The sequence below is a fragment of the Arthrobacter sp. MDT2-3 genome, from assembly GCF_059090465.1.
In genome coordinates, this window is the sequence record NZ_JBNHFS010000010.1 from 45,825 (window position 1) to 60,399 (window position 14,575).

Sequence of the window (14,575 nt, forward strand, 5' to 3'; positions counted from 1 at the left end):
AGGAGCACCGTGCCAAGCAAGGCCAAAACCGGCAAGAAACTCGTGATTGTGGAGTCTCCGGCCAAGAGCAAGACCATCGCCAAGTACCTGGGCGAGGGCTTCATCGTAGAGGCCTCCATTGGTCACATCCGCGACCTGCCGCAGCCGTCGGAACTTCCTGCCGAACTGAAGAAAACCTCGGTAGGCAAGTTCGCCGTCGACATTGACCATGACTTCAAGCCCTACTACGTGGTGTCCGCGGACAAGAAGAAAAAGGTAACCGAGCTCAAGGCTGCGCTCAAGGATGCCGACGAACTTTATCTCGCAACCGATGGGGACCGCGAAGGCGAGGCCATCGCGTGGCACCTGCTGGAAGTGCTCAAACCCAAGGTGCCGGTGTATCGGATGACCTTCGGCGAAATCACCAAGGAAGCCATCCAGCGCGCCATGGGCAACCTGCGTGATGTTGATTCGGCCCTGGTGGACGCCCAGGAAACCCGCCGTGTCCTGGACCGCCTCTACGGCTACGAAATTTCCCCGGTGCTGTGGCGCAAGGTGGCCCGTGGCCTGTCCGCAGGCCGCGTGCAGTCCGTGGTTACCCGCATGGTGGTTGACCGCGAACGCGAACGCATGGCCTTCAAGGCCGCCTCCTACTGGGACCTCACGGGCCAGTTCGGCGCCGACGCGGGTTCCTTTAAAGCCAAGCTCGCCGCCGTGGACGGTGCCAAGGTAGCCAGCGGCCGGGACTTCAACGACGACGGCGTTCTTACGTCAAAGAACGTTGCCCACCTCAACGAGGAGCTGGCGACCTCCCTGGCGGCGGGGCTGCAGGACGCGGACTTCCACGTCCGCTCTGTTGACACCAAGCCCTACACCAGGCGTCCGGCTGCGCCCTTCACCACCTCAACGCTGCAGCAGGAAGCGGGCCGCAAACTGCGGTTCTCCTCAAAGAGCACCATGCAGGTGGCCCAGCGGCTGTACGAAAACGGCTACATCACCTATATGCGTACGGACTCGTCCGCGTTGAGCGACGAAGCCGTGACCGCTGCCCGGCGCCAGGCCTCGGAGCTGTACGGTCCCGAGTACATCCCGCAGTCCCCGCGCGTTTACACCGGCAAGGCAGCCAACGCGCAGGAGGCACACGAGGCCATCCGTCCTGCCGGTGACTCCTTCCGCACTCCCGCGCAGGTGGCGAAGCAGCTCTCGGGTGACGAATTCCGGCTCTACGAACTGATCTGGAAGCGCACCGTCGCCTCGCAGATGGGTGACGCCAAGGGGTCGACGGCGACCATCCGCCTGGGTGCCGTTGCCTCCGACGGGCGGGACGCTGAGTTCTCCGCGTCCGGTACCGTCATCACGTTCCCCGGCTTCCTGGCAGCCTACGAGGAAGGCAAGGACGAGACCCGCGGCGACGACGACTCCGACGAAGCCCGCCGCCTCCCCAATGTGGCCAAGGGGGACGCCCTCGCCGCTTCCGAGATCATCGCAGTGGGCCACGAGACCTCGCCCCCGCCGCGTTATACGGAAGCGTCATTGACGGCGGAACTGGAGAAAAAGGGCATCGGCCGCCCGTCCACGTACGCGTCCACCATCTCCACCATCCAGGACCGTGGTTACGTCCGGAAGCAAGGCTCTGCCCTGGTCCCGAGCTGGATCGCCTTCTCCGTGATCCGCCTGTTGGAGCAGCACTTCAGCGACTACGTTGATTACGAGTTCACGGCGGACATGGAAGGCGACCTGGACAAGATCGCCAACGGCCAGGCCGTAGGCGCTTCCTGGCTCAAACACTTTTACTTCGGCGAAGACTCCGATCCGGGCCTGCTCAGCATCGTCAACAATTTGGGCGAGATCGACGCGCGGGAGATCAACTCAATTCCCATCACGGACGAGATCACGCTCCGGGTTGGCAAATTTGGCCCGTACCTGGAAAGTTCCGCGGCCACCGTTGACCCGAAGACCGGGGAGATCGTGGAGTCGGCGCGTGCCAACGTGCCGGAGGACCTCGCACCGGACGAATTGACGGCGGCCAAGGCCATTGAGCTGATGGAGACCGCTGCACCGGAAGAACGCGTCCTGGGCACTGATCCGCACACCGGGCACACCATTGTTGCCAAGAACGGCCGCTACGGCGCCTATGTCACCGAAATCATCCCCGAGATGACCGAGGAACAAATCGCCAACCAGCCGGTGGAGTACTACAAGAACGGCAAGCCCAAGCCGCCCAAGAAGCCTGTGAAGGCCAAGCCGCGCACTGGTTCGCTCTTCAAGTCGATGACTGTGGAGTCGGTGACCCTCGATGAGGCGCTGCAGCTGATGAGCCTGCCCCGCGTGCTCGGTGAGGACGCCGAAGGCAACCTCATCACCGTGCAGAACGGCCGGTTCGGTCCGTACTTGAAGAAGGGCACCGACTCCCGGTCGATTGGCTCCGAGGAGGAGATCTTCACCATCACGCTGGAGCAGGCGCTGGAAATCTACTCCCAGCCCAAGCAGCGCGGTGCCCGCGCCGCCGTGCCGCCGCTCGCGGAGTTCGGGCCGGATCCGGTGTCGGAGAAGAACATTGTGGTGAAGGAAGGCCGCTTCGGCCCCTACATCACCGACGGCATCACCAACATCACCGTTCCGCGGGCCACCTCCTTGGAGGAGCTCACGCGTGAACAGGCTGTTGAGCTCCTCGCCGAGAAGCGCGCCAAGGGCCCGGTGAAGCGCACCGCCACCGCCCGCAAGGCTCCGGCCAAGAAGAAGGCCACGGCGAAGAAGTAATCGGAAGACCGTTTGCGCGGGCCACCACAACGTGGTCGAGTAGGTATATGACTGAACAGCCCGCGCACACGGATCTCCAGCCGCTCAACGACCTCGAGGAGAAGCTCGCCAAGGGCGGACAGCCTGACGCCAGCCCCGTGGACGTCATCCTGTCCTTCCTGAACAGCGAGGTTTACATCGTCAGCTCGGACGGCATCGAGGGCGAGGATTCCCAGGTGGAGCCGCTCGTTCTGGCCAATGCCGACGGCGACCCCGTCCTGGCTGTCTTCTCTCATCCGAGCCGCGTTGACCAGCAGTACCTGGAAGCAGCTCCCAACGTCCTGGGCACCCAGGGTGCAGCCATTATCGCCAACATCGGTGATGCGCTGGGCATGGTCATTAATCCGGGCGCGGCCTACGGTTTCGAGATCAACCCCGAAGGCGTTGCCAACATCAAGCGCGACTTCAAGCGTGCCGACGAGCTTCCCGACGGTGCTCCGGCTGATCCGACCGGGAACTGACTTTCTCCTGTGCCCGGTCTGATGTGACGTGCCAGTTGGATCAGAAGGACCGGGCCGGGCAATAATGGCAGCATGCGGCTAGGCGTCCTCGATATCGGGTCCAACACTGTCCACCTCCTCCTGGTGGATGCCCATCCCGGCGCGCGGCCAGTGCCCTTTGCATCGCACAAACGGCCGCTGTCCCTGGTCCAGTACCTGGAGCCGGACGGCAGCATCAGCGACGCCGGCCAGCACGAGCTCACCGAATTTGTGCTGGAAGCCTGGGAGTTCGCCGCCCGGCACAATGCCGAGGACCTCCTTGCTTTTTGTACCTCCGCCATCCGCGAGGCAACCAACGGCCCCGAGGTCCTGGCCCGCGTTAAGCACGAAACCACCGTCACGCTGCAGGAACTCACCGGCAGCGAAGAGGCGTCCATGACCTTTTTCGCGGTCCGTCGCTGGCACGGCTGGGGCGCCGGACCCATCCTGAACCTGGACATCGGCGGCGGCTCCTTCGAGATGGCGTTCGGCCAGGACGAACTGCCGGAGGTCGCCACCTCGGTGCCGCTGGGAGCCAGCAGGCTCACTCGGGACTGGCTGGCCGAGGACCCACCCTCGGCCAAGAGCGTAAAGGAACTGCGGCGCTATATCCGTGCCACGCTCAAGCCTGCGGTGCGCGAGTTCGACGGGCTGGGCCGGGCCAATGTCGTCGCCGGAACCTCCAAGACCTTCCGCTCCCTCGCCCGGATTGCCGGTGCCGCTCCCAGCGCGGCGGGCCCCTACGTCAAGCGTGAGCTGCGCGGCTCGGATCTCGGGGTCTGGGCCCAGCGGATCTCCGCGATGAAAGCCGAGGACCGGCTCCACTTGCCGGCCGTTTCGGAGGCGCGGGCCCACCAGCTGCTTGCCGGGGCGCTCGTCGCTGAGACGGCTTTGGAGCTCTTCAAGTTCAAGAAAATCACGATCTGTCCGTGGGCTCTCCGTGAGGGACTGATCCTCCGGCGCCTCGACCAGTTGGTGTTCTCCGGTCCGCTGGAGCCCGCCGCGCATGTTGCGGCCCCGCAACCCGTGGAGGCGTCCGTCTAGGACAAGCGGTTAAACGCGGAAGCACCGGGACCGGCAACAGGAAAATGGGGGAAAACCTGTTGCCAGCCACCGGTGCCCTGGCAGACATCCCCATGCCTGCCGCATCACTCGCACCCTCAATGAGGTAATAACTACAGTAGGGGCGCAACTTGTGAGGGACCTGCACTGGACATGTGAGCCACCTGTGAACGCGTAACAGGGAGTTCCCGTTCAGGGGAAATTTGCTAAGCGGTTTCTGCGCCGGCAGGACCAAACTGCAATGATGGAGCCATGAGCAACCGAATCGCATTCCTTGGCTGTGGGTCCATGAACGAAGCCATCCTCGGCGGCCTGCTGGAAGCCGGCACGGATCCGGCCGACGTCGTGGCCACCGTACGGCGCGCGGAGCGTGCCGCGGAACTCGCCGAGCGCTATCACGGCATCACCGCGATCGCCGGTGAGGAGGAGCCGGATAACAACAAGCAGGCAACCAAGGGTTCCGGCGTCGTGATCCTGGGAGTAAAGCCCGTTGGCATCACCGACCTCGCACGCGAGATCAGCGGTTCTTTGGCTCGTGACACCGTGGTGGTGAGTGTGGCCGCCGCTGTTTCCATTGCCCAGCTTGAAGCCGCCCTGCCCGCCGGCCAGCCGGTGATCCGCAGCATGCCCAACACTCCTGCCAAGCTGGGACGGGGCGTTGTGTCAGTTTCTCCGGGCACCAACTGCACCCCGGAACAGCTGCAAAAGGTCAAGGACATCCTGCAGGGCGCCGGAACCGTCGTCGAGGTGCCGGAAGGACAGGTGGACGCCCTCTCGGCCATCAGCGGCTCAGGTCCCGCTTACGCCTTCTACCTTGCCGAGGCCATGGCCGCCGCAGGGGAGGAGCTGGGCCTGGACGCGGAGCTGTCCCTGCTCCTGGCCCGCGAAACCGTGGCCGGCGCCGGGTTTATGCTCGCCGAGCCCGGCGCTGATCCTTCGGCGTTGCGCAAAGCGGTGACCAGCCCCAACGGCACCACGGAACGGGCCATCGCAACCTTCGACGAGCGAGGCATCCCGTCCATCATCGCCGCCGGAGCGCGCGCAGCAGCGGACAGGGCCGCGGAGATCACCAAGCAGCTGGGTTAGGGTGCGGCCGGGGACTACGGCCGGGCAGCGAAGCGTTCCAGCAGGTCCACGTGCCCGGACACGATGAGCATGTCGCGGGAGGACACTTTGGTTTCCGGCCGCGCGTAGGTGAAGTCCTCCCCGGGTGACTTGACGCCCACAATCGTTACGCCGTACTTGGACCGGACCTTGGACTCGTCGAGGGTGAACCCGACTGTTTCGCGCGGCGGGTACATCTTCACGATGGCGAAATCGTCGTCGAACTCGATGAAGTCCAGCATGCGCCCGGACACCAGGTGGGCAGCCCGGACGCCGGCGTCGGCCTCAGGGTAGATCACGTGGTTGGCGCCGATGCGGGTAAGGATTTTGCCGTGGGAGGGCGTAATGGCCTTCACCCACAGATGCTCAATGCCAAGGTCCACCAGGTTCACGGTGATCAGCACCGAGGACTCGATGGACGTGCCAACGCCCACGACGGCGGAGCTGAACTCCTGCGCGCCCAGCTGGCGGAGTGCGTCGATGTTGGTGGCGTCCGCCTCGACGACGTGCGTCAGGAGCGGCGCCCACTTCTGCACCAGGGTCCGGTCCCGTTCGATCGCGAGCACTTCCCGGCCTTGCTTGACCAACTGCTCGGCGGTGGAGGAACCGAAGCGGCCCAGCCCGATGACCAGCACCGGGGCGTTGTGTGCGGGGCGCCGGGGGGCGTCTGGGGAACTAGCCAATGATGGGCCTCTCTTCGGGGTAGTGGTACAGCTGGCTGCGCTGGCGCAGGGCCAGGGCGGCGGCGAGGGTCACGGTGCCCACGCGGCCGGCAAACATCAGGGCGCTGAGGACATAAACGCCCGACGGCGGCAGCTCGGCACTGAGGTTGGTACTCAGCCCGACCGTTGCAAAAGCCGAGATGGTTTCGAACAGCACCCGGTCAAGCGAAGCACCGCTGATGTGGAGCAGGAGGAAGGCGGACACGGACACCAGGGTGGCGCCGGCGACAATCACCGAAATAGCCACCCTCATGCTGCCTTGGGGAATGGTCCTGCCGTAGACCTTGACGTCGGCGTCGCCCCGCGCCTCGGCGATGATTGCCAGGAACATCACGGCGATGGTTGTCACTTTGATGCCGCCCGCCGTCGAGGCTGACCCGCCGCCGGCGAACATCAGCGCGTCGGTCAGGAGCATGGTGGTGGACTCCATCTGGTTCTGGTCCACCAGGTTGAATCCGCCGGACCGCGTCATGACGGAGGCGAAAAGGGCATGCGTGATCTTGTCGCCGAAATCCATCCCCCCGATCGTCCGGGTGTTATCCCACTCCATCAGCCCCCATAGGAACGTGCCGGCCACCAGCAGGATCAAGGAGACCTGGATGGTGAGCTTGGTGTGCAGGTTCCATTTTTTCCAGTTCAGCCCGTTTTGCTGCAGGACCATCACCACGGGAAATCCGAGGCTGCCCAGGAAGACGCCCAGCATCAGGGGGACGAGGATCCAGAGGTCCGTCTCATAGGGCACGATACCGTCCGAGTGCGGGGTGAAGCCGGCGTTGTTGAAGGACGAGATGGAATAGAAGATGCCGTGCCAGACGGATTGCCAGAAGGGCTCGCCCAGGGTCAGGAACCGCGGGATAAGGGCCAGCGCAAGGATTCCTTCGATGACCACCGACGTGGTGATGACGATTCGGAGCAGGGTACCCACCTCGCCAAGCCGGCCAGCGTTGTTCATCGATTCCGCTGCAATAATTTTTCCGCGGACACCGAGGCGTTTGCTGACCATCAGCGCCAGCAGTGACGCCAGCGTCAGGGTGCCAAGGCCGCCGATGAAGACGCCAACCAGGATGACCAGCTGGCCGAAGAAGGACCAGTGCACGGCCGTAGAAACCACCGTCAGGCCTGTGACACAGACCGCGGACACGGCTGTGAACAGGGCCTGGTGGGGTGGCGTGACAGTACCGGTGGCGGAGGAGATGGGCAGGGACAGCAGGAACGTGAACACGAGGCACACGGCGGCAAACGCACTCAGCGCAAGCCGGGCCGGCGAGGTGTTGGCGATCTCGTCAATGAAGTCGCGGAGCCGCGTCAGAACCCAGAGGCCCTCCCGCTCCTGCGCGGGATGCCAGCTGGCCGGGTTCCGGGGCCTCGACTGGCTTTGCGTCATGTGTGGCTTGTCCTCGGTCGAATCTGCTTCCCTCAGTAGTAAACCACTTATGCCGGCGTAATGGCCGGGCCGGAAGGGGCGCGGGCTCAGGTAGCCTGTGATTGATGACATATCTGCCCGGTCTCAGCCAGCCCGCGCCGCCGACGACGGTGGTGTGGGGTGCCGACATGACCGCATACAATTTCGGTCCGGGCCACCCCATGGCGCCCGAACGGATGGACCTCACGGCACGCCTGGCCCGAAGCCTGGGACTCCTCGACCTCGCCCACGTTTCAGTGGCAGAGCCCGGCGTGGCCACCGACGCTGAGCTGGGATCAGTCCACTCGGCTGAGTTCGTGGCTGCGGTCCGCAGGGTCAGTGAGGATCCCTATGCGGCTGACGAAGCCCGCGGACTGGGGACCGAGGACGATCCTGCGTTCGCCGGTATGCATGAAGCCGCCGCGCGGCTGGCCGGGGGGTCGCTGTTGGCCGCTTCGAGGATCCTGGAGGGATCGGCCCTGCACGCGGTGAACTTCGGCGGAGGCATGCACCATGCCGCACGTGAGAAAGCGAGCGGGTTCTGTATCTACAACGATGCCGCGCTGGCCGTGCAGAAGCTGCTCGACGGCGGCATCCGCAAGGTGGCGTACATCGACGTCGACGCCCACCACGGGGACGGGACGGAGAGCATCTTCTGGGACGATCCCCGTGTGCTCACCGTATCCCTGCACGAAAGCGGGCTCACCCTGTTCCCCGGCACCGGGTTCGCCAACGAGATCGGTGGGCCAAATGCTGAGGGAAGTGCGGTCAACATCGCGCTGCCTTCGGGGACGGGTGACGCAGGCTGGTTGCGGGCGTTCCACGCGGTAGTTCCGCAACTGGTGGCAGCCTTCAAGCCCGAGGTGATCGTCAGCCAACACGGCTGTGATTCGCACCGCACGGATCCGCTCACGCACCTCAACCTCAGCGTTGACGGGCAGCGGGAGGCGGCCACCGCCGTCGGGAATCTCGCCGCCCGCTATTGCGATAACCGCTGGATTGCCACCGGTGGCGGCGGGTACAACGTCCTGCACGTGGTTCCGCGTTCCTGGAGCCACCTGATTGCCATCGCCGCGGGGAGGCCCGTGCCGCTGCGGACCGCCGTCCCGGAGGACTGGCGGGGGTACGTCGAGGACAAATTCGGGGCGGCAGCGCCCGGACTGATGGGCGACGACGTGGAGCTATGGTGGCGGTCCTGGGAAGTGGGGTTCGACCCCAACGACGCCGTGGACCGCACCGTGATGGCCACCCGCAAGGCGGTGTTTCCACTGCATGGACTGGATCCCTGGTTCGACTGATCGATGTGTCCTCCTTCTGCCCCTGGCCGGCGAAATAGTTGATGCCTTTCGGGGCATATGTCGCTAGGGTTGGAGGCATGGTGACAGACGACGTATTTGCCGTCATTGCGGAATCGACCCGGCGGGACATCCTGACCTCCCTTCGTTCCGGAGACAAGGCCGTGGGGGAGCTCGTGGAGGAACTGGCAGCGAGCCAGCCCACCATCTCCAAGCACCTGAAAGTCCTGCGGGAAGCCCAGTTGGTGAGCATGCGCGCGCAGGGCCAAAAGCGCTACTATGCGCTGAACCGCAAACCGCTGGAAGGGATCGCCAGTTGGCTTGAGACCTTCGACGTCGGCGCTGCGGCTCCCGCCCAGGAGTCTCCGGCAGCGTCCGCCTCCATCCCGGACGCCGGTTCTGCGGCTCCTTCTGCTCCGGCCAGGCGCGGCGATGTCACAGCCGGTGCTGTGGCGGCAGAGGCTGTCTCGGCCGGCGTGCTGGCGCCCGATGGCGCCGACCTGAGTCCCGCCGTCGTCATCCCTGGCGGAACCACTGCCCCGCTCAGCGATGACAGCGTGCCCCAGCAGATTGGCCGGACCGTGGGCCGCGCGGCCACCAAGGCAGCTGACCTGCTGGCGAACCTGCCCAACCTGCCCAAGTTCGGCCGAAAGAAGTAGCCCCCTAAGCACGCAAGCAGCCTCCATGTCCAGCAGGGACACGGAGGCTGCTTACGTGGGCGGGGACCTACTTGTTCAGCAGGCGCACGTGGTCAGGGGTCAGCTCGGAGAGCTTGCTGACGCCCAGCAGGGCCATGGTGCGGGCCATGTCCTTTTCGAGGATCTGAATGGTGCGGTCAACGCCTGCCCGGCCGCCCGCCATGAGGCCGTAGAGGTAGGCCCGGCCGATCAGGGTGAAGTCCGCGCCGAGCGCGAGGGCGGCCACGATGTCCGCGCCGCTCATAATGCCGGTGTCCAGCATGATGGCAGCGTCAGTGTTGTCCGCCGTGAACGCCTGTTTGACCTCGGGGAGCAGGTGGAACGGGATGGGTGCGCGGTCCAGCTGGCGGCCGCCGTGGTTGGAGAGGACCACACCGTCTGCGCCGTGGTCAACCACCCGGCGGGCGTCCTCGACGGTCTGGATGCCCTTGACCACCAGCTTGCCCTTCCAGGTTTCGCGCAGCCAGTCCAGGTCCTCGAAGGTGAGGGTGGGGTCGAACATGGAGTTGATCAGATCCGCCACCGTACCCGTGTAGCGGGACAGCGAGGCGAACGTGAGCGGCTCGTGGGTGAGGAAGTTGAACCACCAGGCAGGGCGGTAGGAAGCGTCCAGGACGGTCTTGATGGTGAGCGCCGGCGGGATGGTCATGCCGTTGCGGACGTCGCGGAGGCGGGCGCCGGCCACTGCGGTGTCCACGGTGACCATCAAGGTGTCGTTGCCCGCCTTGGCGGCACGCTCGATGAGCTCCAGCGAGCGGTCGCGGTCCGTCCACAGGTACAGCTGGAACCAGTTGCGGCCGTTCGGAGCGGCTGCCGCCACATCCTCAATGGAGGCGGTGCCCATGGTGGAGAGCGTGTAGGGGATTCCGGCGGCTTCGGCGGCCTGGGAACCGGCGTACTCACCTTCGGACTGCATCATCCGGGTGAAGCCGGTGGGGGCGATGCCTACCGGGAGGCGGGAAGGCTTGCCCAGGATGTTGGTGCTCAGGTCGATGGTGGACACGTTCCGCAGGATGCCGGGACGGAATTCGATGTCCAGGAAGGCCTGGCGGGCGCGGCGGAGGGTGATCTCCTCCTCAGCCGCGCCGTCCGTGTAATCAAAAGGCGCCTGCGGAGTGCGGCGCTTGGCGATGTCGCGCAGTTCCCACACGGTGCTGGCGCGCTTGAGCCGGGCTTCCTTGCTGAACTCGGGCTTTTTGAACTGCATCAGGGGAGCCAGGTCGGCGTATTTGGGGATGCGGCGCTTCAGGGCTGCCGGGACGGCGGACGCCTTTCCTGCAGGAGCCGCTGCTGCTACAGGCGCGGATGTTACCGGAACGTCCGTGGCGTCCGGCGCGGGTGTGGTCTCCGGGTTGTTGGGCTGGATGGTGTGGGTCATGGCGTCCTCCGTTGGGCCAGTGGCAGGTCTGCCGTTCGCGCAAACCGTTCTGTGGTCTAACCACACTGTAGGGCATGTGGTCCAACCACATCAACTACTATTGCCCCATGAAGACCCATCAGCTTGTCCTGTCCTGGATTGAGAACGAGCTTTCCGAGGGACGGCTGGCAGTAGGCGGCCGCCTGCCAGCGGAGCGATCGCTGGCCGAGCAACTCAAGGTCTCCCGTACCTCCGTCCGGGAGGCCATCCGGATTCTGGAGGCGATGGGAGTTGTGCGCGCGGGAGTGGGGTCCGGCCCCGAGGCAGGGACGGTAGTCATTTCGGATCCGACGGCGGCCCTCGGCTCGGCCTTGCGGCTGCACGTTGCCACCCAGCACCTTCCCGTTGCCGACATTGTGGAGACGCGTGTGCTCCTGGAATCGTGGGCGGTGTCCCATGCCAAACCTGATTCAGCGGAACTGGCCGGCGCCTCCCGGCTCCTGGAGAAGATGGATGCCGAAGCGATGGAAGTGGATGAGTTCCTTGCCCTGGACGTTCGCTTCCACCTGGCCCTGGCGGACGCGGCGGGCAATGCGGTGGTCAGCGCGATGATGGGATCGTTGCGGGAATCCATCACCGGCTATGCGTCCCGGCTGACGGCCAACCTGCCGGACTGGGATGCCACTGCAGCCCGTCTGCGCACCGAACACCACGACATTCTCGCCGCCGTTCACAATAACGACGGCGAGCGGGCGGCCAAGCTGGTGGCAGCCCACATCGAGGGCTACTACCGCGAGGCCGGAGTTGGCCCCAACGATGGTGAAGTGCGGGTTTAGCCGTGCACCGTTGAGCGGGGAGCCTTGGCCGGGCCGCTGCTGGCCCGGACCTGGAGGCGCGGCTGGTACCGGCTGCCGGGCGCGTCGTTGTCTTCCTTGCGGATCAGCGCGCGGAGCTGGTGCCACGCCTGCTCGCCCAGTTCTGTGATCGGGACTGCGGCGGTGGTGAGTGCAGGCGTGGTGTACCGGGCGAAGGGGATGTCGTCGAAACCTGTTACCGAGATGTCGCCGGGAACGTCGAGGCCGCGTTCGTGGAGCCCGCTCATGAGGCCCATGGCCACCAGGTCGTTGAAGGCAAGAATTCCGGTGGCGCCGCTTTCCAGCACCGCGTCCACGGCTTCATGCCCGGTGTCGAAGTCCGAGCCGCCTTCCAGCATCCGGACATCCACGTGGGGGTGGGCGGCCTTGAATGCTTCCAGGCCCTGGAGCCGCATGCCGTTGGACGCGCTTCGCGGTGGGCCTGCCAGGAAAGCCAGCCGGGTGTGGCCCAAATCCACCAGGTGCTCCGCGAGGTCCTGCACCCCTTGGCCGTAGTCCACCACGAGGCTTGGTACATCCGCCGCTGCAGTAGTGCGGTTGATCAGCACCAGCGGCCGGAGCGACGGCGCAATTTCTTCCAGTTCAGAGTCGCTCATGCGCGGAGCGCACAGGACCAGGCCGTCGCAGCGCCGGCGTGCTTCGCCGGCGAGGATGGTTTCTTCGCTGGAAACCTCAAACGAGTCGGCGATCAGGACGCGGTACCCGTCCTGGGCAGCCGCACGGCTCAGGCCACGCAGGATTGCCTGGAACGTGGGGTTTGCCAGGTCCGGCACCACGATGCCGATGGTGTCGGTCTTGCCCAGGGCGAGGCTGCGGCCAACCGGGTTGGGCTGGTACTTCAACTCCGCCGCAGCGGCCCGGACACGGGAGGCGATGTCCGGGTCAACGGTGAAGTTGCCGTTCATTACGCGGGACACCGTCGCATGGGACACCCCAGCTTTGACCGCAACATCCGCGATCCCGATCCTGCCGGTTGCCGATCTCCTGACCATGGTGGTCCCTTCCTAAGCGCGGCGGGCCGTGCCCTGAGCCGTGTTGCTGCCCGCCGGCAGGTTTAGCCGGTTCTCCGGCGGTGTCTTGAGTCAAAGCATATACCGGCGCGGGAAAGCGATTTCTACTGTTTTCCCAAGTTTTCCCACAACTTTCGGGCTACTGTGAGCGGCTTCATCAGCGAAAGCAGTAGAAAACGCTTTCTCCCAATGCTGATAGTGGTTGACGGATGCCCGTTCCGGTTGGTACAAATCTAATAGCGACCTGAGAAAACGCTTTCTTAGGCAGGTGCAGCAGTGCACCGATTGTCGAACGTCAGAGGCCGCCCGCTGCGGCCGGGTAATAGCTTTCGAAAGGGACCCCTCATGGTCAACACAGCCGAGTCGAGTACTGCTGCAGAGGCGGCAACAACTGCCGCGGACACCGCCGCCGCCGCCGGTGCTGCAGGACGAAGCGGCAAAGCCCGCATGGCCTTGATCGGCACCGGTGGCCGCTCCGAAATGTATATCCGCGCCATCTTCGGCAAGCACGCAGACACCGCCGAACTGGTGGCGTTCTCGGACGTCAACCCCGGCCGCGTGGAGTTCTACCAGAAGCTCATCCAGGAACTGGGCGCACCTGGGCCTGTAGCGTCCTTCGATCCTGCAGACCTCACCCCTTTCATCCAGGACAACAACATCGACCGCGTGGTGGTGACCACGCCGGACTACACCCACGCCGACTACATTGTTGAGGCACTGCGCGCAGGGGCCGACGTCGTCGTCGAAAAGCCGCTCACCATTGACGCGGACGGCTGCCGCCGCATCACCCGGGCTGTCCACGAAACCGGCCGCAACGTCGTGGTTACGTTCAACTACCGCTACTCGCCGCGCAACAGCGCCCTGAAGGAGATCATCCAGAGTGGCGTGATCGGCAAGGTCACATCCATCGACTTCAGCTGGGTCCTGGACACCGTCCACGGCGCGGACTACTTCCGCCGCTGGCACCGCGAAAAGAAGAACTCCGGCGGCCTGCTGATCCACAAGGCCTCCCACCACTTCGACCTCGTCAACTGGTGGATCGACGACGTTCCCGAGCGGGTCTTCGCCTCCGGCGGACTCAAGTTCTACGGCGACAAGAACGCCGCGGAGCGCGGCCTCGGTCCGCGCCCCGAGCGTGGAACGCCCGACGCCGATGCCCCGGCCACCGCGGAAAAGGATCCGTTCACCCTCGACCTGCGGGAAGATGAGCGGCTCAAGGCTCTCTTCCTGGACAACGAGCACTACGACGGCTACCGCCGGGACCAGGACGTCTTCACCGGCGGCATCACCATTGAGGACAACCTCGCGCTGGTGGTGGAGTACCAGGGTGGCCCGCGCCTGAGCTACTCGCTGAACGCCCACAGCCCTTGGGAGGGCTACCGGGTAGCGGTCAACGGCACCGAAGGCCGCGCCGAACTGGAGGTCGTGGAACGCGCTGCCGTTACCAGCAGCACGGACAAGAAGACCGTAGTGGACCCGAGCGCGACCCCCATCGAAGAGGATGACGCCATTCGCCGCAACGGCGAACGCCTCGTGGTCCAGCGCCACTGGGAAGCCGCCTACGAGGTGCCGATCGTCAACGGCGAAGGCGGCCACGGCGGCGGTGACGAACTGCTCCTCTCGGACCTCTTCAATGGACCGGGCGAGGATCCGCTGGGACGCCCCTCGGGCTACCTGGACGGGCTGCGTTCCGTCTCTGTCGGCATCGCCGGCAACCGCTCCCTCGAGTCCTCCCTGCCCGTACGCATTGAGGACCTGGACCTCGGCGTCGACCTGCGCCGCGGCAACTGACG

The 14,575-nt window shown here is 65.2% G+C and carries 12 protein-coding genes; 8 read left to right on the plus strand and 4 right to left on the minus strand.

Going from position 1 to position 14,575, the window contains the following annotated elements:
• Positions 1–9 precede the first annotated feature (9 nt).
• The 4 genes from topA (at position 10) to proC (ending at position 5,405) form a co-directional block, all read left to right on the plus strand.
• The gene (gene topA / locus AC5RUQ_RS20640) at positions 10–2,739 is read left to right on the plus strand and encodes a type I DNA topoisomerase (protein ID WP_493949129.1); all 2,730 of its coding nucleotides are present in this window, start codon (positions 10–12) and stop codon (positions 2,737–2,739) included.
• Between the two features lie 47 nt (positions 2,740–2,786).
• Positions 2,787–3,239, plus strand: a complete 453-nt coding sequence (locus AC5RUQ_RS20645) for an SseB family protein (protein ID WP_493949130.1) — start codon at positions 2,787–2,789, stop codon at positions 3,237–3,239.
• A 72-nt stretch (positions 3,240–3,311) separates the two neighbouring features.
• On the plus strand, positions 3,312–4,301 hold the full coding sequence (locus AC5RUQ_RS20650) for a Ppx/GppA phosphatase family protein (protein WP_493949131.1): 990 nt from the start codon (positions 3,312–3,314) through the stop codon (positions 4,299–4,301).
• Positions 4,302–4,571: 270 nt separating this feature from the next.
• On the plus strand, positions 4,572–5,405 hold the full coding sequence (gene proC / locus AC5RUQ_RS20655) for a pyrroline-5-carboxylate reductase (RefSeq protein WP_493949132.1): 834 nt from the start codon (positions 4,572–4,574) through the stop codon (positions 5,403–5,405).
• A 14-nt stretch (positions 5,406–5,419) separates the two neighbouring features.
• On the opposite strand, the gene AC5RUQ_RS20660 is transcribed toward proC, so the two are convergent.
• Positions 5,420–6,058 (minus strand): potassium channel family protein, encoded by a 639-nt coding sequence (locus AC5RUQ_RS20660; RefSeq protein ID WP_172801511.1) that lies wholly within the window; start codon positions 6,056–6,058, stop codon positions 5,420–5,422.
• A gap of 40 nt (positions 6,059–6,098) precedes the next feature.
• Positions 6,099–7,529 carry a TrkH family potassium uptake protein gene (locus AC5RUQ_RS20665; RefSeq protein WP_493949133.1) on the minus strand — a complete coding sequence of 477 codons (1,431 nt, stop codon included), beginning with the start codon at positions 7,527–7,529 and terminating at the stop codon, positions 6,099–6,101.
• 104 nt (positions 7,530–7,633) lie between these two features.
• On the opposite strand from AC5RUQ_RS20665, the gene AC5RUQ_RS20670 reads away from it, so the two are divergent.
• The gene (locus tag AC5RUQ_RS20670) at positions 7,634–8,845 is read left to right on the plus strand and encodes an acetoin utilization protein AcuC (protein WP_493949135.1); all 1,212 of its coding nucleotides are present in this window, start codon (positions 7,634–7,636) and stop codon (positions 8,843–8,845) included.
• A 77-nt stretch (positions 8,846–8,922) separates the two neighbouring features.
• On the plus strand, positions 8,923–9,501 hold the full coding sequence (locus AC5RUQ_RS20675) for an ArsR/SmtB family transcription factor (protein ID WP_493949136.1): 579 nt from the start codon (positions 8,923–8,925) through the stop codon (positions 9,499–9,501).
• A gap of 67 nt (positions 9,502–9,568) precedes the next feature.
• Here AC5RUQ_RS20675 and AC5RUQ_RS20680 read toward each other — a convergent pair whose 3' ends face one another.
• Positions 9,569–10,918, minus strand: coding sequence for an alpha-hydroxy acid oxidase (locus tag AC5RUQ_RS20680; protein ID WP_493949138.1), 1,350 nt, complete (start codon positions 10,916–10,918; stop codon positions 9,569–9,571).
• A gap of 107 nt (positions 10,919–11,025) precedes the next feature.
• Here AC5RUQ_RS20680 and AC5RUQ_RS20685 point away from each other — a divergent pair, with 107 nt between their 5' ends.
• Positions 11,026–11,733, plus strand: coding sequence for a FadR/GntR family transcriptional regulator (locus tag AC5RUQ_RS20685; protein ID WP_493949139.1), 708 nt, complete (start codon positions 11,026–11,028; stop codon positions 11,731–11,733).
• On the opposite strand, the gene AC5RUQ_RS20690 is transcribed toward AC5RUQ_RS20685, so the two are convergent.
• On the minus strand, positions 11,730–12,764 hold the full coding sequence (locus AC5RUQ_RS20690; RefSeq protein WP_430227724.1) for a LacI family DNA-binding transcriptional regulator: 1,035 nt from the start codon (positions 12,762–12,764) through the stop codon (positions 11,730–11,732). The genes AC5RUQ_RS20685 and AC5RUQ_RS20690 overlap by 4 nt on opposite strands.
• Positions 12,765–13,127: 363 nt before the next feature.
• On the opposite strand from AC5RUQ_RS20690, the gene AC5RUQ_RS20695 reads away from it, so the two are divergent.
• Complete coding sequence (locus AC5RUQ_RS20695; RefSeq protein WP_493949140.1) at positions 13,128–14,573, plus strand: Gfo/Idh/MocA family oxidoreductase; 1,446 nt, start codon at positions 13,128–13,130, stop codon at positions 14,571–14,573.
• The last annotated feature ends 2 nt before the right edge of the window (positions 14,574–14,575 follow it).